Here is a 20,639-nt window from a genome sequence, read left to right on the forward strand (position 1 = left end):
ATCAGTAGGTCTGCGGGGGGAATCCCTGACCACGGAGCGGACTCTTCTGGCGAGAGCCTAGCCGCAGAACCGTGACCGCACACGTTGTTCCGAGAAGTACACCCAGGTCGAGCAGCAGGTAGACATGGGGACGCCAGCCGCCGTCGTAGGTCGCGGGGCCCGTGGGAGGCGCCAGCTCCAGCAGCCGGAGCTGGTCGGTCTCCGCCACCACCTCGGCGCCGATCGGCTCCCACCCGGGCTCCGTGCTGCGGTGCACCAGCGCCCAGCGCACCCCCGTCTCGGCCAGGACCTCGGTCAGTTCCTCGGCGGAGTCAGCCTCCCGCACCCGGCGCGCCAGCGCGCTCTCTCCGCCGACCGTGCCCTCGGGAACGCTGAGGGCGTCCTCGGTGACCATGCGTCCGGGGAAGTAGCGCGGTGCGGGGTCGAGGACGGTGCGCGGCGTCCAGTCGAACCGGCGGTAGGTCGAGAAGGGAAGCACCACCACCTGCTCGTCGGCCAGGTCGAGCGACTCCATCTCGTGGCGGACCTGGTCCCAGTCGTCGGGGAAGCGGTCCGCCTGCAGGAAGCCGCCCAGCCCCAGCGCGAGCGACGGCAGTGCCGCCACCGGCGCGAGGACCACCGCGACCAGCCACGCCGATCCGCCCCCGTGGCTGCGCGAAAGGGCCGCCAGCCGGGCGACCGCGAGCCCCAGGCCCACGCTGGCCACCAGGGCCCAGGGCGCCGCCCACTTCTGACCGTCGCGCAGGAGCCCACCGCCGGGGACCTCGAGCACGATCCAGTCCACCACCGGTCGCAGACCGGTCAGCGCGCCGGCGAGGGCGAGGGCGAGGGCTCCGCAGGAGAGCAGCGCGGCGGGCCCTGTGGGGAGCACCCGCTCCCGGCGCCCGACCCACAGGCCCCAGACCGCGAGCGCCACGACGAGCCCCCCGATCCCGGCCAGCAGCAGGTCTCCCCGTTCCGCCGGCACGATCGACTCCTTCCAGATCCCGCCGAACGTCAGCACCGAGCCCACGACGCCGAACGGCGTGTCGGCCCGTGCCGAGAACGCCTCCACGCCGAAGACGTCGGGCGCGAGCTGGTCGGCGCCGTTGGCGAAGGCCGGCACCAACCACGGCAGGTTGACGGCGAGCGAGACCGCGAGCGTACGTCCGACGAGGGCGAGGTGGCCGACGGCCAGGCACGCGGCGGTCGCCGCCACCATGACCCCACCCGTCGGGGACGACCAACCGGCGACCGCCAGCGCCGTGACCAGCACCGCCCAGGCCCGGCGACGTGCAGCCACGTCGGACTGTTCGCGAAGCCTCACGACCGCTTCGGCCGCCCAGGGCAGAGCCGCGTATCCGCACAACAACGCCCAGTGGCCGATGGCCAGGCGCTCGTGCACGTAGGGGTTCCACACGAAGAGGACCGCCGCGGCGGCGCGGGCCATGAAGGGCAGCGACCACGTCAGGCGACTCACGCCGGTCGCGGCGCCGACGAGGATCGCGACGAGCACCACCCGTTGGAGCACGTCGCCCGGCACCACCGTCGTGAGCGCCGAGACCCATGCGTCACTGGGGACCGCCCTGGGCACTCCCCCGTCACCGCCGGTCCAGGCGTCCTTCCAGGGTTGGTCGGGGACGAACACCATGTCGCCGGCCAGGACCAGTCCGCGACCGGGCAGGAGGGGGCCGAGGACCAGCAGGGCCAACGCGCCCGCGAGCAGGGCGTCGGGCAGCCACCGCGGAACGGCACCTGGCCCGCCCCGCACACCCGCCGCCGGGGCAGGGCTCACGGCGAGGTGATCAGGGGTGCCGGAGTCGGGACGCCGGCGCTCAGGCCACCCACGCACACGGTCTGCCCGGGGTTCTCGAGGGTGAGGGTGACGTTGGAGAAGGCGGTGCGCACCGGCACCTGGATGGTGTGGACACCGGAACGGATCGGGATGCGAATCGTCTCCTCACCCGCCTGCACCTCGGCATAGGTGTCCCCGCCGGTCAGGTAGGAGATCTCCAGGACGTGGTTGCCCGCCGCCACGGGGCCCGACATGGGGATCGTCGTGCGCTGGCCGGTCACGGCGTAGCCGCAGTCACCCTCGGGAGCAGGGGCACTGGGCACGGTCAGGGTGAGGTCGACCTCGCGCAGGATGCCCGCCCCGTCCACCATCCGCAGCACCTCGCTCGGCATCCCGAAGGTCGGCTCCTCGGGCAGCAGCCCCACCACCGTGGAGACACGTGCCGAGCTGCCGAAGAGGCTCGACATGATCCCCTCGGGCACAGGCCCGTCGAGCAGGACGATCCGCGGGTCGATCAGCAGGCCCTCCCGGACGTAGTCGACGTAGGCCCGATCGTCCTCGTTCTTGAGCGTCGGCACCATGGCTCGTGCCGTCACCGCGCACGAGACCAGCAGGGCCACCGCCAGCACGCTGGCAGCCAGCCCCGGCCAGGGCACCACGAATCGACGCACCTGGTCGGGCACGACCGTGCGCCGCAGCGCGAGCGCCACCAGCACCACGACCGAGGGGGCCACGTCGGCGACGAACCGCGACACCATGCCCATGGCGCTGAGTCCGTCCTTGGTCAGGATCAGGACCACGGCGCCCAGCACGAAGTGCAGCACCAGTCCCACCCCGGCCACGGCCACCACCGGGTCACGCAACGACCGGATGATCGGGGCCGCCAGGAGCAGGCAGACGAACGCCGCGACGGCGAGCGGCCAACGGGCGTCCGGCTCGAGCGCGGTGCCCGACATCGTCCCGGTCCACGGTCCTCCCACGAGGCCACTGATGCCTTGGCGCACGTACTGCTCGGCGATGTGACGCACGTCTGCGAAGGACTGGGGCCAGCCGAAGCCGGAGTTGTCGCGGCCCACGCCCACCAGCACCCGCACGACCAGGGCGACCAGCAGCACCAGCCACAGCCGGGCGTAGGAGGTGGCGGTGCCGATCAGGCGCTCACGCACCCCTGCGGACTCCTGCGGCCACATCGCGGCCACGACGACGAAGGCGACGAGCGGCAGCGCCAGGGACCGGTCGCTGCAGAGCAGGACGAGAACCAGCGCCACTCCGGCGATCGGCAGCCCCGCACGCCAGGAGGAGCGCAGGTGCGCCAGCAGGGTCGAGAAGCCGACCAGCAGCAGGACCACGGTGGGTAGGTGGGTCGAGGCCAGGCTCCACCACAGGGTGGCGCCGAGAGTCAGCGGGGTGAAGCACGCGACCACGAGAAGAGGGATCTTGACCCAGCGGTCCTCGAGCACCTGGGTGAGCACCACCCACGTCAGGAGGGCAGCGAGCGTCTGCAGGAGGAGCACCACGAAGGTGACGCCGCCCCAGCTGAACCCCGTGACCTGGGTGGTCGCCCAGACGAGCAGGTTGCCGATCGGGGAGAACTCTCCGGAGTGGGCGGCGGTGAGGTGGTCCCAGCCCATCGGCTCGTCGGTGGCGCGGGCCAGCATGAGGAAGTCGTCCTGGGTGAAGAAGCCACCGGCAACCGTGGTGCCACGCCAGATCGCCTGCACCGCGATGACGAGCACGGCGACCATGCCGGCCGGAGACCGGAAGGAGTCGCGCGCCTCGGCCCACCAGGAGAACTCCTCGCGCCGGGTCTCGGCTCGCCGCCGGGCCCGCTGGCCAGCCGGTCGGGCCTCGCTCTGGAGGTGACTCATCGTTCCCCTTCCCCGGGAGGTCGCAACAGGCTCATCAGCAGGAGTCCGACCGCGAGTCCCGCGATCCAGTCCGTCCAAGCGACGTGGACTCCCTCCCCACGCCAGGCCCACACGGCCTGGGCCGTCGTGGCGACCAGGACGAGCACGGACGGTAGCACCAGACGGAGCGTCGCGCGGCCGACCAGGAGAGCGCCGAGCGCCATGCCGACGGCGACCGGGATGCCGGCCAGCACCCAGCCGATGCCCACCGCCACCAGCTGCACGCGGCGTGAGCCGGCCGGCAACCAACGCCAGGGCCGGACAGCGGGCGCCCGCGAGGGACCGCGGCGGTTGAGCTCGAGCACGACGGCGGCGGCGAAGAGCAGCAGCGCCGCCAGCGCACCCACGTACAGCTGCACCCGGTAGGTCTGGTCGGGCACGAACTCGAGGATCACGTCGCCCCCGTCGCCGGCCGGCAGCTTGAACCCCTGTTGCCAGCTGTCGAGCCGCAGAGGCTCGAGCTCCTGGCCGTCGAGGGTGGCCCGCCACCCGAGGTTGACGTTCTCCGGGATGCGGAGCACGCCCTCGGGACCCGCTCCGACGCTCACCGTCCGCTCGCTCGGACCCCAGTCGACGATGCCGACCTCACGCCCGCGCTTCTCCTCCTCGATCGGCGCGCCGCCGACCGGCGTCAGGGTCAACGACGTCACCGCGAACTGGTCGGTGGAGGAGACGGAGAGCCGGTGCTGGCCCGCGGGGAGGTCGATCTCGCTGCGGCCGCACACCTCGAGGTCGAGGGGGGTGCCTGCCACGACCTCGCCGACCTCGCCCACCACCCGGGTCTCGTAGGTCGTCCCGTCGAGCACGAGCTCGGGCCCGAAGCCGCACAGGGCACCGGTCGTCTGCGCGGGGAACCACGGAGCCTTGGTGTCCTCGAGCCCTTCGACGTAGAGCTCACCGATGGAGAGCGGCGGCAGCTGCTCGCCGGTGGGCCGGTAGCCGGCCGTGGGGAAGGTGATCCGCGCACCCGTCGCGGTCAACGGCTCGAAGTAACCCAGGGAATTGCTGGTGAGGTCGACCTCGCGACGCTCTCCCCCGGCCTCGATGACCGCGCGCGCCGGCTGCGACGCCTGCCCCGGCGCCACGTCGAAGGTGAGCCGACTGATCGTGCGCTCCTCGCCCCAGTCGAGGTTGAGCGCCGGAGCACGGTCGCCGGGAGCCGCGATCCACGGCGTGGAAGGGTCGCCGTCGACCGCCCGCTGCCCGGAGACCGACGGGTCCCACCCGCTCGTGCTCGTCGCGCTGGCGCGCAGCTGGTTGGGCAGGGGGCTGAGCAGCTCTGCCGCCTGCGGCGTGCTGCGGGCCACGGCCTGCGCCCGGAAGGTGAAGGTGCCGTCGCTGGCCGTGGCGAAGCGCCGGTTGAGGCCGTGCTCCTCCTCGCTGGGGCGCGCACTGCTGACGTCGCACTGCGGGCCGAAGCCGATGTCGACGCACGCGCGGCGATGAGGACGCGCCCGGAAGACGAACGACGACTCCCCCGTGGCGCCACGGTCGGGCAGGACCAGGCTGCGGTCGATGTCGACGCCGAGGAAGCTGACCTCGCGCAGGGCCACGTAGCCGAGGTCAGGCTCGCCATGGACCTGCAGGACGGTGATGCGCACCCGGTCCGCTGCGGCGCCGGTGAGGGGGATGATGACCTCGCCGGTCGCCGGGTCCACGTCACGCTCGAAGGTGCGCGCACCCACGTCGACCCTGATCTTGCGGACCGGCACCGTCGAGGCCAGGTCGACGCCGGCGACGATCCGCACCTCGGTCAGGGGCTCGGGGTCGCTGAACCTCAGCTCGAGCCACTGGCCGTCGGGTGCCTCCAGGGGGGCGCTGCGCCAGTAGGTCGCCTCGGTGCCGTCCACCGCGGCGAACGGACCGAGCTCAGGCTGGATGGCACCCAACGAGTCGACGTACCCGGACGAGGAGGAAGCGGTGACCGCCGACAGCGAGGTGTACTGGGCGACGACCCGGTCGGACTCCGAGACACCCGGGTAGTCGTGCGCCGCCCGGCGAGTGCGGTAGGGCTCCTCCGCGGCCATCACCTGGCTGACCGAGTCGGAGAGACGACCGAACTGACGCTCGCGGCGCCGGAAGCCGTCGCCCACCACCTCGGGAGCCCGGTCCCAACCCTCCTCTGAGACGTTGACGGTCACCTCACCGGGCGAGAGCAGACCTGCCTCCATCGCGGTCAACGTGTCCTCGGGCCCACCGGCAAGGCTCTTGACGTCGTCGATGTCGACGGCTTCGAGCAGCGGGACGTTGCGGTCGACCACGAAGATGTCGATCATCGGCTGGCCGCCGACCGAGGCGGTGCCGAACGAGGCCACCCGTTCAAGACCGGGGCTGAGACTGAGCGCCTGGTCCACCCGCGCCGGCGACGGCGCCTCGGTGGCCCACAGGTCGAGGTCGCGGCGCACCAGCACGTGCTTGATCCCGGCTCGCGCCAAGGCATCGGCCAGCACCGGGGAGCCGACGCCGTCCTGGATCCGCTCCTCGATGGCGTCCAGGTAGCGGATCGTCGCGCCGGGCGCCAGGGGGACCTGGCTGCGCGAGACCCAGGGCGAGCTCGCCAACGCCTGGATCGGCTCGTCGATCGTCCAGCCCCAGGTCTGCTGCCCGAAGCCGGCCCCGGGCAGGACGAGGGTGCGCCCCTGTCCGGAGTGGTTCTCCAGGTAGGTCGTGGCGTCGCGCCACGCCTGGGGGATCTCGTCCCACCCCGGCTTGCGGATCTGGTCGGAGAAGAGCGGTTGCGCCGAGGCGAGCAGCAGGACCAGTGAGACCCCGAGCACCACGGGTCGGGCGAACCGGCTCACGTGGCCGTCACGCACGCCGCGGGTCTGCAGTGCGATCCATGCCCCGAGCACGCCCACGCCGTGCGCAAACCCGAGGGCGAGGGGCAGACGGACGATCGGGTCGAGCTTGTGGATGTTGCGGAAGGGGCTCAGCGCGCCGTCTAGCAGCTCGCGGAACGTGGCCGAGAACGGCCCTGCGAGCACGTCGTTGTGGCCGATGCCGAGCAGCAGGACGCCCGCGAGGGCGCTCAGGACCAGGGGCAGGCGCAACGGCATCCGGGAGTGGAAGAGCCCGAAGATGCTGAGGGCGGCCACGGCCCCGGTGATGCCGACGAGCCACGGGTCGGTGGAGAGCTCGTAGGAGCCCGGCCACCAAGGTCGCCCTCCCACCCAGACGAAGGAGAGCCAGTGGTCGGCCCCGCGCACCACGTTGGCCCATCCCAGAGGAGCCGTGGTGGCCGACGAGGTCTCGATGTAGTCGAGGAACGGCGGGCTGTAACGACCCTGCGTGACCAGTGCGGAGACCCACCACAGGGTCGCGAGGACGACCGCGACCGGCCACCACATCGCCAGCCGCCGACCGGTCCGGTGACCGATGGCGCAGAGGATCACGAAGCCCGGCAACGGCAGCGCCATCAGCACCTCGGTGGCGTTGACGCCTCCCATGAGCAGGACCGCCACGCCGGACCACGCCGCCCCCAGCATCGGGCTCAGGGTGCCGCGCAACGCCAGCACGAGCGGGATGACGACCCACGGCAGCATCGCGCTGGGGTGAATCTCGCCGGTCAGGGCCCCTGAGAGCCCCAGGAGACGGGGCGAGAAGGCGTACGCCAGCCCCGCGACCATGGGCAGCCACGGGCGGTGCCGGGGTGAGTCGAGGATCGTGAAGAGTCGCCGGGCTCCCTCGTAGGCCACGATGAGGAGCAGCCCCGACCACAGTCGCTGCACCACCCACTCGGGCAGCCCGACCAGGTCACCGAGGACGAAGAACGCGCCGTGCGGGAAGAGGTAGCCGTAGGCCTGGTTCTGCATCTCGCCGAAGGCGCTGAGGGGGTTCCACGCCGTCAGGGTGCGCTCGAGGAAGCCGCCTGGGTCGACCGAGAGGTCGAGCTTGGTGTCGAACGTCGTCTCGCCCACCCGCTGGAGGAACGAGAAGCCCATGAGCACGGTCCACACGAGGAGGTGAGGCCAGAACCGTCGATGGACGTCCGTCGATGCCGAACGCAGCCCCAACCACACAGTGAGAATCCCGCCTTGCCAACCGACAACTCAGTAGTAACCTGCGGGGCACCTTACCTGCACCACACTGTCTCCACGAGGGGTCCAAGCAATGTCCCACGCAGATGTTCCACCCGCCTCCCGTGAGCGCGCACAGGCGCCGCTCACCTTCGCCGAGGCGTGGGCCGCGGTGCAGGACGTCCCCGGCTGGCTGAAGGAGGGACAGGCCCGCATCCTGTGGGACGAGGCCACGAAGCTGGGGCCCGGCGCCAAGGTCCTCGAGATCGGGTCCCACCAGGGCCGCTCGACCGTGATCCTGGGCGAGGCCCTGCGCCCCAAGGGTGGCACCGTCATCGCCGTCGACCCCTTCGTCGAGGGGCGTCTCTTCGGCGGCCTGTCGACGAAGGAGAAGTTCGAGCGCAACATCGCCGCCAACGACCTCCAGGGTGTCGTGGAGCTCGTCCAGGACTACAGCACCGGGCTGCGCCCCACCTGGGACCGGACGTTCGACCTGCTCTACATCGACGGCAAGCACGACTACTGGACCCTGTCGGACGACCTCAGGTGGAGCGTCCACCTGCCCGAGGGCGGAGGCATCGTCATCCACGACTGCTTCTCCTCGATCGGCGTCACGCTCGGCATCCTGCGGCACGTGCTCTTCTCCGACCGGATCACCTATGAGCGCCGCAGCAACTCCCAGGCACTCTTCCGCGTCCGTCGGCCCAGCGCCGCCGACCGCGTACGCATCCTGGGCGAGATGCCGTGGTGGATCCGCAACGTCTTCATCAAGGTCCTGCTGCGCCTCAAGCTCCGCCCGGTGGCCCGGCTCTTCGGCCACGACTCGCCCTACGACCCCTACTGAGCAGCTGAGCGGCGCAGCCGCTCCAGACGTCCGACGACGAGGTCCAGCAGACGCTGGACCTCGTCGTCGTTGAAGTCGTCACGCCGCGTGCGCAGCGAGATCGTGGACCCCGCACCCGTCGTCACCAGGCCCACGCCCACCGCCTGCGGGCCGTTCACCGCCGGGAACATCGCCATCGAGACGAGGCCCTCCCCCGTGACGACGCCGAGGTTGCTCACGTTGACCGTGTAGCCGAGCCGGTTCTTCAGGGCACGGGTGATCATCGGCCCGACCCCCTTCGCAGACGTCTCGGGAAAGGCCGGCTCCGGCTCCACCGCGCGCATGGCCGAACGCACGTCGTCCACGCTCCAGCCCCGCTTCAGCGGGATGCGGAAGTAGGCAGTCTGGCGATCTGGCGCACTCTGCCCGGGTTCGCGCCGCGACGCGCCCATCACGACCAGGAAGCGCCGGCCGCCGCTGGTGCGACGCCGCGGCCACTCCGCGTGCACGTCATTGAGCGCGGCGCAGAGCAGCGCACCGTTGACCCGCCCCGACGTCTCACGGACCTGGACCAGGCGTTCGGGTGTGCCTGGCTCGGCGTCACCGCAGCCACTGAAGCGCGTCGGCGGAGTGGCCAGGGCTTCGGCGAGGCGTAGCAGGCTGGACGCGAGGAAGCTCTGGCTCGAGGTCCGGTCGCCCACGCCCCGGGCGGAGGAGCGCACCTCCCGCCCGGTGGCCGCCGTGACGATGGACAGGAGACCGAGTCCGTCGCAGACCCCGTGGTGGGCGGTGACGAAGACGTCGCGACCGTCGTCGGAGGCGAGCACGCGCACCAGGCGCCCGTCGGAGAAGTCATGACTGGCACTCTGCTCCCGGCTCGTGGCCCAGGCCTCCGACGCCACTCGTTCGACCACCGGCACCACACCCAGGTGGGGGTGGTCGGCGGCCATGCGGCGCAGCCTCTCCGGCGCCCCCTCCAGGTCGACCGGCGTGTCGAAGCGGGCCTCCAGCGAGATGCCCCAGGTGACGTCGGGGTCACCGTAGAGACCCACCACCTCACGAGCGCGGCGCAGCGCCTCCTCGGCCTCGCGAGCCTCCTGGGTCACCTCGTCCGGGGCGGCTGGTCCCTCCGCCTGGGGAACGCCCGGCCGCGTCGAGGTCACGCACCGCTCCCACCGGTCGGCACGGATCCACCTGAGGACGCGGGAGCAGGCTGCCCGGGGCGCGCCGCGCGAACACCACCGCGATTCGAGCGAGTGGTCAGCTTCTTGGACCAGCCCATGGTCGGCACCTCGACCCAGGCGTAGCTCGCCGCCCCGAGGAGGTAGGAGATCGGGACCACCCACAGCAGCCACAGCAGGACGCCACCGGGGCCCTCGGGGAAGGTGCGGTCCGAGGCCAGCAGCACGATCAGCGGCATGTGCCACAGGTAGATCCCGTAGGACCACCTGCCGGTCGCCTGCATCCACCGCGTGCTGAGCAGCCTGACGAAGGGGGCCCGAGGCCCCGAGAAGGTGGAGATGACCAGGAGTGTCCCGGCCAGGCCGAAGGCGGATCCGTCACGCACGAGCTCCTGCGAGAGGGTCAACGCCTCGAAGGTGTGGGGCCCGCCCCACTCGGAGGTGCCCACCACCACGAAGAGCACCGCCAGCAGGGGGAGCAACCAGGGGTCCTCCATGAGCTTGCGCCCCCGGGTGATCGTGGTCAGGCCGGCCCGCTCGGCCTCCATCATCATCGCCACGAGGGCGCCGAAGGCGAAGCAGGCGATGAACTTGGGCAACCACATGCCCGCACTCATCCACTGCGACTCGTGGTGCACGAACCAGAGCCACCCCACCGAGACCGGCAGTGCGGTCAGGAGCATCGCGACGTGGACCTTGACCCGGTGCCGGGCCGTGACCTTCGGGACCACCGTGTGGGCCAGCAGCGCCAGGAGCGGGAGAGCCAGGTACCACGTCAGCTCGGTGCCCATCGACCACGACTGCTGCAGCCCCTGGACCAGGCCGAAGAACTCGAGCGTGTTGATCAGGGTCAGCTGCTTGAGGTAGGTGCCGAAGGAGGACGGCACCGCAGCCGGGTAGACGAAGTACCAGATGTGCAGCACTGCCCAGTAGGCCGGGAAGATGCGCAGGACGCGTCGGATCGCGTAGTCGCGGAGGTTGGGGCGGGGGGCAACACCCAGCACCCACCGCGCGAAGGGTCGGTAGAGCAGGAAGCCCGAGAGCACGAAGAGGGCGATCGGGCCGTAACCGTGGACCCCCAGCCACGGGTACTCCGTGCGACCCGTGACGTGGATCAGCACCACCATGAGCGCAGCAAAGCCGCGCATCCCGGTGAGGGACGAGATCTGGGCGTCCTTCACCTCGCGGGAGGTGGGATCGACTCCGGTCACTTCGGTGGCAGCCACCGCAACATTCAAGCATGTCGGACGGCACCTGTCTCATGGGAAGAACCGGTCACCCGCGCGACGTCCACCGGCGCGGAGCCACGCCCCTACCCACCGGTAGGCATATTCCCTAGACTCCCCCGAGTGACCTCACTGACCCAGCGGGCCGTCGGCCTCATGAGCACCGGCGCGGGCATCGCCGTGGCCATGGGCCTCATGAACGCAGCGCACTACGCGTTCACCATGGTCGCCGCGCGCCTCCTCGGACCTGGTCAGTACGGTGCCATGGCCGCGGTCATGAACCTCCTGCTCGTCATCAGCGTGGGAGCGCTCGGCCTCCAGGCCACCGCTGCCCGCCGCATCTCCGCCCACCCGGAGAACGTGGCCCAGATCGAGGCCGCGATGCTCCGGATCGTGTGGCGTTTCGCCGTCGGCCTCGGGCTCGTCCTCCTCCTGCTCGCCCCCGCGGTCGACCGGGTGCTGAAGCTCGACAACCTCTCGCTGGCCGTCATGGTCGCCGTGGCCGCTGTGCCCCTCACCCTGGTGGGGGGCTACGCCGGGATCCTCCAGGGAGAACGGCGCTGGCTCGCCCTCGGTCTGGTCTACATGTCGGGGGGCACCCGGCTGGTGCTCGGACTGGCGCTCCTGAGCTGGCGCGCCGACGTCGAGGTGGCGTTCCTGGCGGTCGCGCTCGGCGCCTTCGCACCGGTGGTCCTGGGCCGCTTCATCCTGCGCGGCGTGCGTACGACCGGCGCGAGGAGCAACGCGCACACCACGGCGGCCATCCTGCGCGAGACGCTCTACAACTCCCAGGCGCTGCTCGCCTTCTTCGCCCTGTCGAACGTCGACGTCATCGTGGCTCGCAACACCCTCGACGCCCACGACGCAGGTCTCTACGCAGCGGGTCTCATCCTCGCGAAGATGATGACCTTCCTGCCGCAGTTCGTCGTCGTGGTCGCCTTCCCCGCGATGGCGTCGGCCGCCGAACGGACCCGCGCCCTGACCAAGAGCCTCCTGGGCGTCGTGGCCCTGGGGATCGCCTGCACCACCGCAGTGGCACTGCTCTCGCCGACCGTGCTCTTCCTGGTCGGCGGTGAGGAGTTCGCGGAGATCCGTGACGACCTGTGGGTCTTCACCCTGCTCGGCACCGCCCTCGCGCTGCTGCAGCTGGTGATCTACTCGGTGCTGGCGCGTCAGGGCCGCCGCTCCTCCTACGCCGTGTGGGCCGCCTTTGCCGCCATGGTGGTGGGCGGCCTGGCCACCGACAGCCTCGGAGCGCTGCTGACCTGGGTCGTGCTCGTCGACTCAGCGCTGCTCGTGCTCCTGGTGGGAGTCAGCTACTACCTGCTCCGGGCGCCGCGCAGCAACGGCACCCCGGCCTCGGCCCTCGTCTGAGCGAACGGTCGTCGCGGACGCCCGCGCTCAGTGCGCGGCGTCGTGCCAGCTGCGCCCGGTGCCCACCGAGACGTCCAGGGGCACCGAGAGCTCGGCCGCGGCACCCATGTGGGTGCGCACCAGCTCCTCCAGCGCCTCGGCCTCGCCGGTCGCCACCTCGAGCACCAGCTCGTCGTGCACCTGCAGGAGCATCCGGGACGACATGCCGGCCTCACGCAGGGCCCGGTCGACCTCCCGCATGGCGACCTTGACCAGGTCGGCGGCCGACCCCTGGATGGGCGCGTTCAACGCCATCCGCTCGGCCATCTCCCGCCGCTGACGGTTGTCGCTGGTGAGGTCGGGAAGGTAGCGGCGACGTCCCATCACCGTCTCGGTGAACCCGGAGCGACGTGCCTCGTCGACGACGCCGTGCAGGTAGTCGCGGATGCCGCCGAAGGTCTGGAAGTACTCGTCCATGAGGACGCTCGCCTCCCCCGGCGTGATCTTGAGCTGCTGTGACAGCCCGAAGGCCGAGAGCCCGTAGGCCAGCCCGTAGTTCATGGCCTTGATCTTCGCCCGCATCTCGGGCGTCACGTCCTCGGCGGGCACGCCGAAGACCTTCGAGGCGGTGGACGAGTGGAAGTCCTGGCCCGACCGGAACGCCTCGATCAGCAGCTCGTCGCCGGAGGCGTGCGCCATGATGCGCATCTCGACCTGGCTGTAGTCGGCAGTCATCAGGCTCTCGAAGCCCTCCCCCACGACGAACGCCTCGCGGATGCGGCGGCCGGCCTGGGTGCGTACCGGGATGTTCTGCAGGTTCGGGTCGGTGCTGGAGAGGCGTCCGGTCGCGGCGATGATCTGGTTGAACGTGGTGTGGATGCGTCCGTCCGGCTGCACCGTCTTCACCAGGCCCTCGACCGTCTGCCGCAGGCGGGACACGTCCCGGTGGCGCAGCAGGTGCTGGAGGAAGGGGTGCTCGGTCTTCTCGAACAGCGACGCGAGCGCGTCGGCGTCGGTCGTCCACCCGGTCTTGGTCTTCTTGGTCTTCGGCATCCCGAGCTCGTCGAAGAGGACCACCTGGAGCTGCTTGGGCGAACCGAGGTTGATCTCCTTGCCGATGACGGCGTAGGCGTCCTCGGCAGCCTCCCGCACCTGGCTGGCGAACTCCTGCTCCAGCCCCTCGAGGTGGGGAAGGTCGACGGCGATGCCGGTCTGCTCCATCTTGAAGAGGATGTGGACCAGGGGCAGCTCCACCTGGGCCAGCAGGTCGGTGCCGCCGTGCTCCTCGATCTCGTGCTCCAGCACCCCGCCGAGCTCGACGGCTGCCTGTGCCCGGGCCATTGCCGGCGCGGCGACGGAGTCGTCGGTGTCGAACAGCAATCCCTGGTCGCCGGGGGCGTCGTCGGTGAGCTCGCGCTTGAGGTAGCGGACGGTGAGGTCGGCGAGGTCGTAGCTGCGCTGGTCGGGACGCACCAGGTAGGCCGCAAGGGCGGTGTCACTGTGCAGGCCGCGGAGCACCCAGCCGTGGGCGGCCAGCGCGAGCATCGGCCCCTTGGCGTCGTGCAGCACCTTGGGCCGCTCGGGGTCGGCGAGCCAGGCCGCGAGCGCCGCGTCGTCGTCGGCGTCGAGGACGGAGGGATCGAGGTGCGCGGCGTGCCCCTCGGCGGTGGAGAACGAGATGGAGTCCACCCGTCCCGTGCCCGCGCGCCAGGCGCCGCTCACGTGGACGCCCACCGGCTCCGGGCCCAACGCCGCCAGCCAGGGCCCCACCTGACCGGGGCCCAGGACGGTGCCCTCGATCGTGAGACCGGACTCGACGAGCTCCTCCTCGGAGCTCAACGACTCGAAGAGACGGTCGCGCAGGACGCGGAACTCCAGCCCGTCGAAGAGCGTGTGCACCTCCTGCCGGTCCCACGGGCGCCGAAGCAGGTCGTCGGGACCGATCTCCAGGTCGAGGTCGCAGACAAGGGCATTGAGTCGTCGGTTGCGCATGACGTCGCCGAGGTGCGCGCGCAGGTTCTCCCCTGCCTTGCCCTTCACCTCGTCGACGCGGGCGATGATGTTGTCGAGACCGTCGAACTGGTTGATCCACTTGGCCGCGGTCTTCGGGCCCACGCCGGGCACGCCCGGCAGGTTGTCGGAGTCCTCGCCGACCAGGGCAGCGATCTCCGGGTAGCGGTGCGGCGGGACGCCGTACTTCTCCTCGACGGCGTCCGGCGTCATGCGGGCCAGCTCGGAGACCCCGCGCATCGGGTAGAGGACGGTGGAGTCCTTGCTGACCAGCTGCAGCGAGTCGCGGTCGCCGGTGAGGATCAGCACCTCCATCCCGGCCGCGGTCGCGCGCGTCACCAGGGTGGCGATGATGTCGTCGGCCTCGTAGCCGTCGAGCGACAGGTGGCGGATGTGCAGCGCGTCCAGCACCTCCTGGATCAGCGGGAGCTGGCTCTTGAACTCGTCCGGCGTCTTGTTGCGCTTCGCCTTGTACTCCGAGTACTCCTCCAGGCGGAAGGTCTGGCGTGACCGGTCGAACGCGACGCCGACGTGCGTGGGCTGCTCGTCGCGCAGCACGTTGATGAGCATCGAGGTGAAGCCATAGACCGCGTTCGTGTGCTGCCCGGTGGTGGTGGAGAAGTTCTCCACCGGCAGCGCGAAGAAGGCGCGGTAGGCCAACGAGTGGCCGTCCAGCAGCAGGAGGCGGGGGCGTGAGGACGTCTCGGTCACGACCAGAACCCTAGCCGCCCGGTCCCCCTGCGCTCCTCGACGCCGTCGGACACAATGGCGCCCATGAGCGAGAAGAAGTGGGACGTGCCCGAGGTCGACCCTGCCCTGCTGGAGGCCCCCACGGCCGAGATGCTGCAGCAGATGAAGTCGATGAACGGCGCCCTCAACGACAAGATGGGGATCGAGCTCGTCGAGCTCACCGCACAGCGGGTGGTGGGGACCATGCCGGTGGCAGGGAACACCCAGCCGTACGGGCTGCTGCACGGGGGCGCCTCGGTGGTGCTGGCCGAGACCCTGGGGTCCGTGGGCTCGGCGGTCCACGGCTTCCCCCACCGGGTGCCGGTGGGCGTCGACATCAACGCCACGCACCACCGCTCAGCCCGCGAAGGCGTCGTCACGGGCGTCGCGACCGCCGTGCACCTGGGTCGCACGAGCGCCTGCTACGAGGTCGTGATCACCGACGAGGCAGGCCGTCGGCTGTGCACCTCGCGCATCACCTGCGCACTCATCGAGCCACGCTGACGCTGACCCCTCGGGCCCTGACCTGACGTGGGCTCACGAGCTGACGCGCGCCTGCCGACGGCCTCGTCGGGCCGCCAGGACCTTGTCGATGTGACGGTTGCTCGGGGAACCGGCCGAGCGAGCCGGGCGGACGCCTGGCAGGCGCTGCCGCAGACCGACCGTCGAGGCGACGCGCAGCACGGCGACCGGTCCCATCGACAGGCGCGCGAAGAAGCGGTTGGCGTCCCGCGAGGCCGAGAGCGCGGCCGCTCCCACCAACCCGATCCCGCGCTCCTCGGCGAAGGCGGTGGCCGCCTCCATGAGCGCCGAGCCCACTCCGCGTCGGTGGTGGCCGGGCATCACGTGGGGCGCGAACGCCTGGACCATTCGCTCGAGGTTGAGGGTGGAGACCACCCCGGCGCGCAGGTGCACGGCACCGACGACCTGACCGTCGATCTCGGCGACCACGACGCGAGTGTCCGGGTCACCCTCGGCCGCCTCGAGGATGGCGAGCACGTCGGCCACCTGCTCCTCGCGCGTGGTGGGTCGCAGGACGTCGCTCCACAACTCGCGCAGTGCCGTCGCGTCCGACGGCAGAGCGGTCCTGAGCAGCACGGACGCACGCGACATGTGACACCTCCAGCAATGAGCCGACCCATGGTGCCTGCGCCCCCGAGCACCGAGGACCAGCGTACTCGCACGACGACCCGTCGTGGACATCCTTGTCGGGACTCGTCCTGCCGGCCCGGCTAGACCAGCGGCGCCGCGGATAACGGTTCGGCAACAGCCCGGTGTCGCGTGTTCTCCGTCACAGCCGTGCGCCCTACGTTGACCAGTGCTGAGCACTCCGACGGCGTCGGAGAACCTCCCGAGCAGAAAGGTTCACGACGTGAACAGATCCACGACCACCTCCTGGCTCAAGGCGATGGCGGGGGTGGGGGCACTGTCCCTGGTCCTGACCGCATGCGGCTCCGACTCCGGAAACGGGTCCGACAACGGGTCCGACACCGGCTCCGACGTCGACACCTCGGGCTTCACCAACGAGGAGTGCGGCGACGGCACCAGCTCCGCCGACACCTTCAAGGTCGGCGGCATCCTGCCCCTGACCGGCAACCTCTCCTACCTCGGTCCCCCGGAGATCGCCGGCGTGGGCCTGGCCGTCTCCGACATCAACGAGGCGGGCGGCGTCGGTGACGCAGACGCCTGCCACCAGATCCTCGACTCGGGCGACTCGACCGACATGTCGATCTCGACCGCTTCTGCGGGGACCATGGTCTCCAGCAAGCCGTCCGTCGTGGTCGGCGCCGCCTCCTCGAGCGTGACGCTCAACTTCGTGGACACCATCACCGACAACAAGATCGTCCAGATCTCGCCGGCGAACACCGCCGTCGACCTCAGCGGCTACTCCCCGTTCTACTTCCGCACCGCACCGCCGGACGGCATCCAGGGCAACGCGCTCGGCAACCTGGTCGCCACCGACGGCCACGAGAAGCTGGCCTTCCTCGTCTTCAACGACACCTACGGCGTGGGTCTGCGCAACGCGGTCCAGGAGGCGTTCGAGGGCGCCGGCGGCAAGGTCGTCTACGGAGGCAAGGGTGACGGGAACGAGTTCCCCGCCGGACAGACCACCTTCTCGGCGGAGGTCACCGCGGCCCTCAACACGAACCCGGACGCGATCGTGATCCTGGCCTTCGACGAGACCAAGACCATCATTCCCGAGCTCGCGAACGCCGGCTGGGACATGTCGAAGACCTACTACTCCGACGGCAACACCGCCGACTACAGCGAGGACCTCGAGGAGGGGACCCTCGAGGGGGCCCAGGGCACGATCCCGGGCGCCGACCCGGACCAGGGCTTCAAGGACCGTCTCGTCGGCTGGTACGACTTCGCCGAGGGTGACACCCTGCGCGACTTCGCCTACGGCGCGGAGTCCTACGACGCGGTGATCCTCGCCGCACTGGCTGCCGTCAAGGGCGGGGACACGAAGCCGACCACCATCCAGAAGAACCTGGCCGCTGTCTCCGGCGCCACGGACGGCGAGGAGTGCTCGACCTACGCCGACTGCGTCGCCCTGCTGGACGAGGGCAAGGAGATCCGGTACGCCGGACCGTCGGGCATCGGGCCGATCAACGAGAAGAACGACCCGTCGTCGGCCTTCATCGGGATCTTCACCTACAACGCCGAGAACAAGAACGAGCTCACCGGCACCGTGGAGGGCAAGAGCTGACCGCTCCCCCAGCACCAGACGGAGCTGCCCCGGACCGCTCAGCGGTCCGGGGCAGTTCCACGTGCGGAGGAGAGCCTCAGCCGGAAGCGCGTCCGTTGTCGACGTCGGTTGCCAGCGTGCCGAGGTAGAGCTCGATCACCTTCGGGTCGTTCGCGAGCTCGCGACCGGTACCGGTGTGGGCGTCGCGCCCCTGGTCGAGCACGTAGCCACGGTCGCAGATCTGGAGGCACCGACGAGCGTTCTGCTCGACCATGACCACACTGACGCCGGTGCGGTTGATCATCCTGGTGCGCAGGAACGTCTCGTCCTGACGCACCGGCGAGAGACCGGCCGACGGTTCGTCGAGGAGCAGGACCGAGGGTTCCATCATCAGGGCCCTGGCCATCGCGAGGGACTGGCGCTCGCCTCCCGACAGCTGACCGGCGCTCTGGTTGCGGCGGTCGGCCAGCACCGGGAACAGGTCCCACATCGCCCGCAACCGCTCCGAGACCTTCTTCGGCCGCAGGAAGAGCCCCATCCGGAGGTTCTCTTCGATCGAGAGGGAGGGGAACACGTTGTTGGTCTGCGGGACGAATCCGACCCCCTGGGCCACCAGCTTGTTGGTGCGCGTGTTGGTGATGTCCTCACCGTTCAGGCGCACGGTGCCCTCGTGGACGCGTACGAGGCCGAAGATCGCCTTGAGGAGCGTCGACTTCCCGGCACCGTTGGGACCGATGATGCCGATCATCTCCCCGGGGTAGGCAGTGATGCTGCACCCGTTGAGGATGTTGACCCCGGGCAGGTAACCCGCGACCAGGGAATCGGTCTCCAGCACCGGGCGCGCGTTCTCAGCCATGCTCCTTCTCCTCCTGCTCGACCTCGTGGGCGAGGTCGGCCATCACCTCGTCGGACAGCAGGTCGTCGTCGCCGAGGTCGGTGTCGTGGTGGGCGCCCAGGTAGGCGTCGATGACCGCGGGGTCACTCATCACGGTGTCCGGCGGGCCCTCCGCCACGATCCGCCCCTCCGCCATCACCACGACCCAGTCCGAGATGTGGCGGACCATGTGCATGTCGTGCTCGACGAAGAGCACGGTCATGCCCTCGTCACGCAGACCCTGGATGTGGCCCAGCAGCGACTGGGTGAGGGCAGGGTTCACCCCGGCCATCGGCTCGTCGAGCATGATCATGGTCGGGTCGGTCATCAGGGCCCGCGCCATCTCCAGCAGCTTGCGCTGACCGCCCGAGAGGCTGCCGGCGTAGTCGTCGCGCTTCTCCCACAGCTTGAAGCGTTGGAGCAGCTCGCGCGCCTTGTCCTCGACCTCGGCCTCCTGGGCTGCCCAGGCGGGCCGGAACATGGCCTTGAACAGGTTCTCGCCGGCCTGGCCTCGCGCGCCGAGCATCATGTTGTCGAGCACCGTCATCCGGTTCAGCGCCTTGGTCAGCTGGAAGGTGCGGACCATGCCGGCCTTGGCCACGCTCGACGCGGAGGTCTTGCTCAGGGTGCGGCCGTCGAAGCTCCAGCTCGCCGCCTTTCCGTCACTGGGCTTGTCGAACCCGGTGACGAGGTTGAAGAACGTGGTCTTGCCGGCACCGTTGGGTCCGATCAGTGCGGTGATGATGCCGCGCTGCACCTCGAGGTGCTCCACGTCGACCGCCGTCATGCCACCGAAGTGGCGGGTGATCCGGTCGACCGTGAGGATGGGGTCGGGCTTGGCCGCGCCGGGAGTGGCGGGCACCCCGGACATGAGGCGACGGCGAGCGTCCGGGTCCGCCATCGAGCCGACGCCAGCAGTGGTGCGCTCAGACATTGAATCGCAACTCCCTCTTGTCCCCCAGGATGCCCTGAGGTCTGTAGATGACGAGCAGCATCAGCGCCACGCCCACGACGATCCAGGAGAACTGCTCCGTCTGCTGGGTGTTCATCAGGCTGTCGGGGATGGTGGCGTTGGCCGTGCCCTTGATGAAGATGCGCACCGAGAAGAAGAGGATCGATCCCAGGACGGGGCCGAAGATCGTGGCGGCGCCTCCGAGCAGCAGCGCGGTCCACGCGAAGAACGTCAGGGCGCGACCCATCGAGTCAGGCTGGACCGACGCCGGGAGCACGTAGACAATACCCCCGAGGGCACCGAGGGTGCCTCCGATCACCAGGGCCTGCATCTTCACGACGAAGACGTTCTTGCCCAGGCTCAGGATGGCGTGCTCGTCCTCCCTGATGCCCCGGAGCAGGCGGCCCCAGGGGCTGCGGACCAGGAGGAAGACCCCCAGCACGCAGAGCGCCACCAGCGACCAGGCGACGAAGCGCACCCACCAGCCGTTGACACCGGTCATCTGGTAGTCCAGGAAGAAGAAGCTCGCGCTGCCGTCGCCGAAGAAGGAGAGGTCGGTGAAGGGGTCGCGGTACTGCTTGCCCTGCAGCCCCTGCGCCGCGCCGGTGTAGTCGGTCAGCAGGGCTGAACGGCCGACGTACCGGATGATCTCGGCTGCCGAGATGGTCACGATCGCGAGGTAGTCACCGCGCAGCTTCAGGGTCGGCATGCCGAGCAGGAGGGCGAAGAGCACCCCCGCCAGGAGCCCCACCAGCGCTGCGACGGGCAGGGGCAGGCCCTGGATGATGGAGATGGTGAACCCGTAGGCACCCAGCAGCATGAACCCGGACTGGCCGATGTTGAGCAGACCGGTGAAGCCGAAGTGCACGTTGAGCCCGATGACCGCGATGGCCACGGCCGCCGTCTGCGGGCTGATCGCCTCGCGCACCATCGACCGGGCGATCGCGCCCGGGGCACCCGGCACGAACTCGCCCACCACCAGCAGGACCAGGAATCCGGCGAGCATGCCACCGGCGATGAGGAGGGCCCGCCGTGCCGCGCGGCTGCGCCGGGTCGGCTCCTCGCGGCCCTGGGTCTCGGTGTCGATCGTCATGTCGATGCCTCC

14 protein-coding genes are annotated in these 20,639 nt (G+C 70.3%); 4 read left to right on the plus strand and 10 right to left on the minus strand.

What is annotated here, in order from left to right; genetic code table 11:
- Nucleotide 1 precedes the first annotated feature (1 nt).
- The 3 genes from IEQ44_RS00730 to IEQ44_RS00740 are packed head-to-tail and all read right to left on the minus strand — an operon-like array spanning nucleotide 2 to nucleotide 7,694.
- On the minus strand, nucleotides 2-1,831 hold the full coding sequence (locus IEQ44_RS00730; protein WP_193636510.1) for an MmpA family trehalose lipid delivery protein: 1,830 nt from the start codon (nucleotides 1,829-1,831) through the stop codon (nucleotides 2-4).
- Nucleotides 1,771-3,642: a hypothetical protein gene (locus IEQ44_RS00735; protein ID WP_193636511.1), complete on the minus strand. Its 1,872-nt coding sequence runs from the start codon at nucleotides 3,640-3,642 to the stop codon at nucleotides 1,771-1,773. The genes IEQ44_RS00730 and IEQ44_RS00735 overlap by 61 nt, the downstream gene beginning before the upstream one ends.
- Nucleotides 3,639-7,694 (minus strand): alpha-(1->3)-arabinofuranosyltransferase domain-containing protein, encoded by a 4,056-nt coding sequence (locus tag IEQ44_RS00740; protein ID WP_193636512.1) that lies wholly within the window; start codon nucleotides 7,692-7,694, stop codon nucleotides 3,639-3,641. The genes IEQ44_RS00735 and IEQ44_RS00740 overlap by 4 nt, the downstream gene beginning before the upstream one ends.
- A 97-nt stretch (nucleotides 7,695-7,791) precedes the next feature.
- On the opposite strand from IEQ44_RS00740, the gene IEQ44_RS00745 reads away from it, so the two are divergent.
- Entirely contained in the window at nucleotides 7,792-8,541 is a 750-nt protein-coding gene (locus tag IEQ44_RS00745) for a class I SAM-dependent methyltransferase (protein ID WP_193636513.1), read from the plus strand.
- Here the strand turns inward: IEQ44_RS00745 and IEQ44_RS00750 are convergent.
- Both IEQ44_RS00750 and IEQ44_RS00755 read right to left on the minus strand, forming a co-directional pair.
- A complete protein-coding gene (locus IEQ44_RS00750; protein ID WP_193636514.1) occupies nucleotides 8,535-9,683 on the minus strand; it encodes a hypothetical protein in 1,149 nt (382 codons plus the stop codon). The genes IEQ44_RS00745 and IEQ44_RS00750 overlap by 7 nt on opposite strands.
- Nucleotides 9,680-10,927, minus strand: a complete 1,248-nt coding sequence (locus tag IEQ44_RS00755) for an acyltransferase family protein (protein ID WP_193636515.1) — start codon at nucleotides 10,925-10,927, stop codon at nucleotides 9,680-9,682. The genes IEQ44_RS00750 and IEQ44_RS00755 overlap by 4 nt, the downstream gene beginning before the upstream one ends.
- Nucleotides 10,928-11,050: 123 nt before the next feature.
- Here IEQ44_RS00755 and IEQ44_RS00760 point away from each other — a divergent pair, with 123 nt between their 5' ends.
- Nucleotides 11,051-12,301 carry an oligosaccharide flippase family protein gene (locus tag IEQ44_RS00760; RefSeq protein ID WP_193636516.1) on the plus strand — a complete coding sequence of 417 codons (1,251 nt, stop codon included), beginning with the start codon at nucleotides 11,051-11,053 and terminating at the stop codon, nucleotides 12,299-12,301.
- A 27-nt stretch (nucleotides 12,302-12,328) separates the two neighbouring features.
- Here the strand turns inward: IEQ44_RS00760 and polA are convergent, their stop codons facing one another.
- On the minus strand, nucleotides 12,329-15,001 hold the full coding sequence (gene polA / locus IEQ44_RS00765) for a DNA polymerase I (RefSeq protein ID WP_319804395.1): 2,673 nt from the start codon (nucleotides 14,999-15,001) through the stop codon (nucleotides 12,329-12,331).
- Nucleotides 15,002-15,064: 63 nt separating this feature from the next.
- On the opposite strand from polA, the gene IEQ44_RS00770 reads away from it, so the two are divergent.
- Complete coding sequence (locus IEQ44_RS00770) at nucleotides 15,065-15,523, plus strand: PaaI family thioesterase (RefSeq protein ID WP_438861830.1); 459 nt, start codon at nucleotides 15,065-15,067, stop codon at nucleotides 15,521-15,523.
- Between the two features lie 33 nt (nucleotides 15,524-15,556).
- On the opposite strand, the gene IEQ44_RS00775 is transcribed toward IEQ44_RS00770, so the two are convergent.
- Complete coding sequence (locus IEQ44_RS00775; protein WP_193636518.1) at nucleotides 15,557-16,132, minus strand: GNAT family N-acetyltransferase; 576 nt, start codon at nucleotides 16,130-16,132, stop codon at nucleotides 15,557-15,559.
- A gap of 259 nt (nucleotides 16,133-16,391) precedes the next feature.
- Here IEQ44_RS00775 and IEQ44_RS00780 point away from each other — a divergent pair, with 259 nt between their 5' ends.
- Nucleotides 16,392-17,729 (plus strand): ABC transporter substrate-binding protein, encoded by a 1,338-nt coding sequence (locus IEQ44_RS00780; RefSeq protein WP_319804396.1) that lies wholly within the window; start codon nucleotides 16,392-16,394, stop codon nucleotides 17,727-17,729.
- 76 nt (nucleotides 17,730-17,805) lie between these two features.
- Here the strand turns inward: IEQ44_RS00780 and IEQ44_RS00785 are convergent, their stop codons facing one another.
- From IEQ44_RS00785 to IEQ44_RS00795, 3 genes are read right to left on the minus strand one after another with little or no spacing between them, the layout of a single operon-like run.
- Nucleotides 17,806-18,564 carry an ABC transporter ATP-binding protein gene (locus IEQ44_RS00785; RefSeq protein ID WP_193636519.1) on the minus strand — a complete coding sequence of 253 codons (759 nt, stop codon included), beginning with the start codon at nucleotides 18,562-18,564 and terminating at the stop codon, nucleotides 17,806-17,808.
- The gene (locus tag IEQ44_RS00790; protein WP_193636520.1) at nucleotides 18,557-19,516 is read right to left on the minus strand and encodes an ABC transporter ATP-binding protein; all 960 of its coding nucleotides are present in this window, start codon (nucleotides 19,514-19,516) and stop codon (nucleotides 18,557-18,559) included. The genes IEQ44_RS00785 and IEQ44_RS00790 overlap by 8 nt, the downstream gene beginning before the upstream one ends.
- A complete protein-coding gene (locus tag IEQ44_RS00795) occupies nucleotides 19,509-20,627 on the minus strand; it encodes a branched-chain amino acid ABC transporter permease (RefSeq protein ID WP_227486652.1) in 1,119 nt (372 codons plus the stop codon). The genes IEQ44_RS00790 and IEQ44_RS00795 overlap by 8 nt, the downstream gene beginning before the upstream one ends.
- Between the last annotated feature and the right edge of the window lie 12 nt (nucleotides 20,628-20,639).

The organism is Nocardioides malaquae (assembly GCF_015070385.1).
Classification (GTDB): domain Bacteria; phylum Actinomycetota; class Actinomycetes; order Propionibacteriales; family Nocardioidaceae; genus Nocardioides; species Nocardioides malaquae.

What these genes read in the sequence shown, in the direction of transcription:
- IEQ44_RS00785 (WP_193636519.1), bottom strand. Translation starts at nt 18,564, where the DNA reads ATGGCTGAGAACGCGCGCCCGGTGCTGGAGACCGATTCCCTGGTCGCG.
- IEQ44_RS00775 (WP_193636518.1), bottom strand. Translation starts at nt 16,132, where the DNA reads ATGTCGCGTGCGTCCGTGCTGCTCAGGACCGCTCTGCCGTCGGACGCG.
- IEQ44_RS00795 (WP_227486652.1), bottom strand. Translation starts at nt 20,627, where the DNA reads ATGACGATCGACACCGAGACCCAGGGCCGCGAGGAGCCGACCCGGCGC.
- IEQ44_RS00770 (WP_438861830.1), top strand. Translation starts at nt 15,065, where the DNA reads ATGAGCGAGAAGAAGTGGGACGTGCCCGAGGTCGACCCTGCCCTGCTG.
- IEQ44_RS00735 (WP_193636511.1), bottom strand. Translation starts at nt 3,642, where the DNA reads ATGAGTCACCTCCAGAGCGAGGCCCGACCGGCTGGCCAGCGGGCCCGG.
- IEQ44_RS00745 (WP_193636513.1), top strand. Translation starts at nt 7,792, where the DNA reads ATGTCCCACGCAGATGTTCCACCCGCCTCCCGTGAGCGCGCACAGGCG.
- IEQ44_RS00790 (WP_193636520.1), bottom strand. Translation starts at nt 19,516, where the DNA reads ATGTCTGAGCGCACCACTGCTGGCGTCGGCTCGATGGCGGACCCGGAC.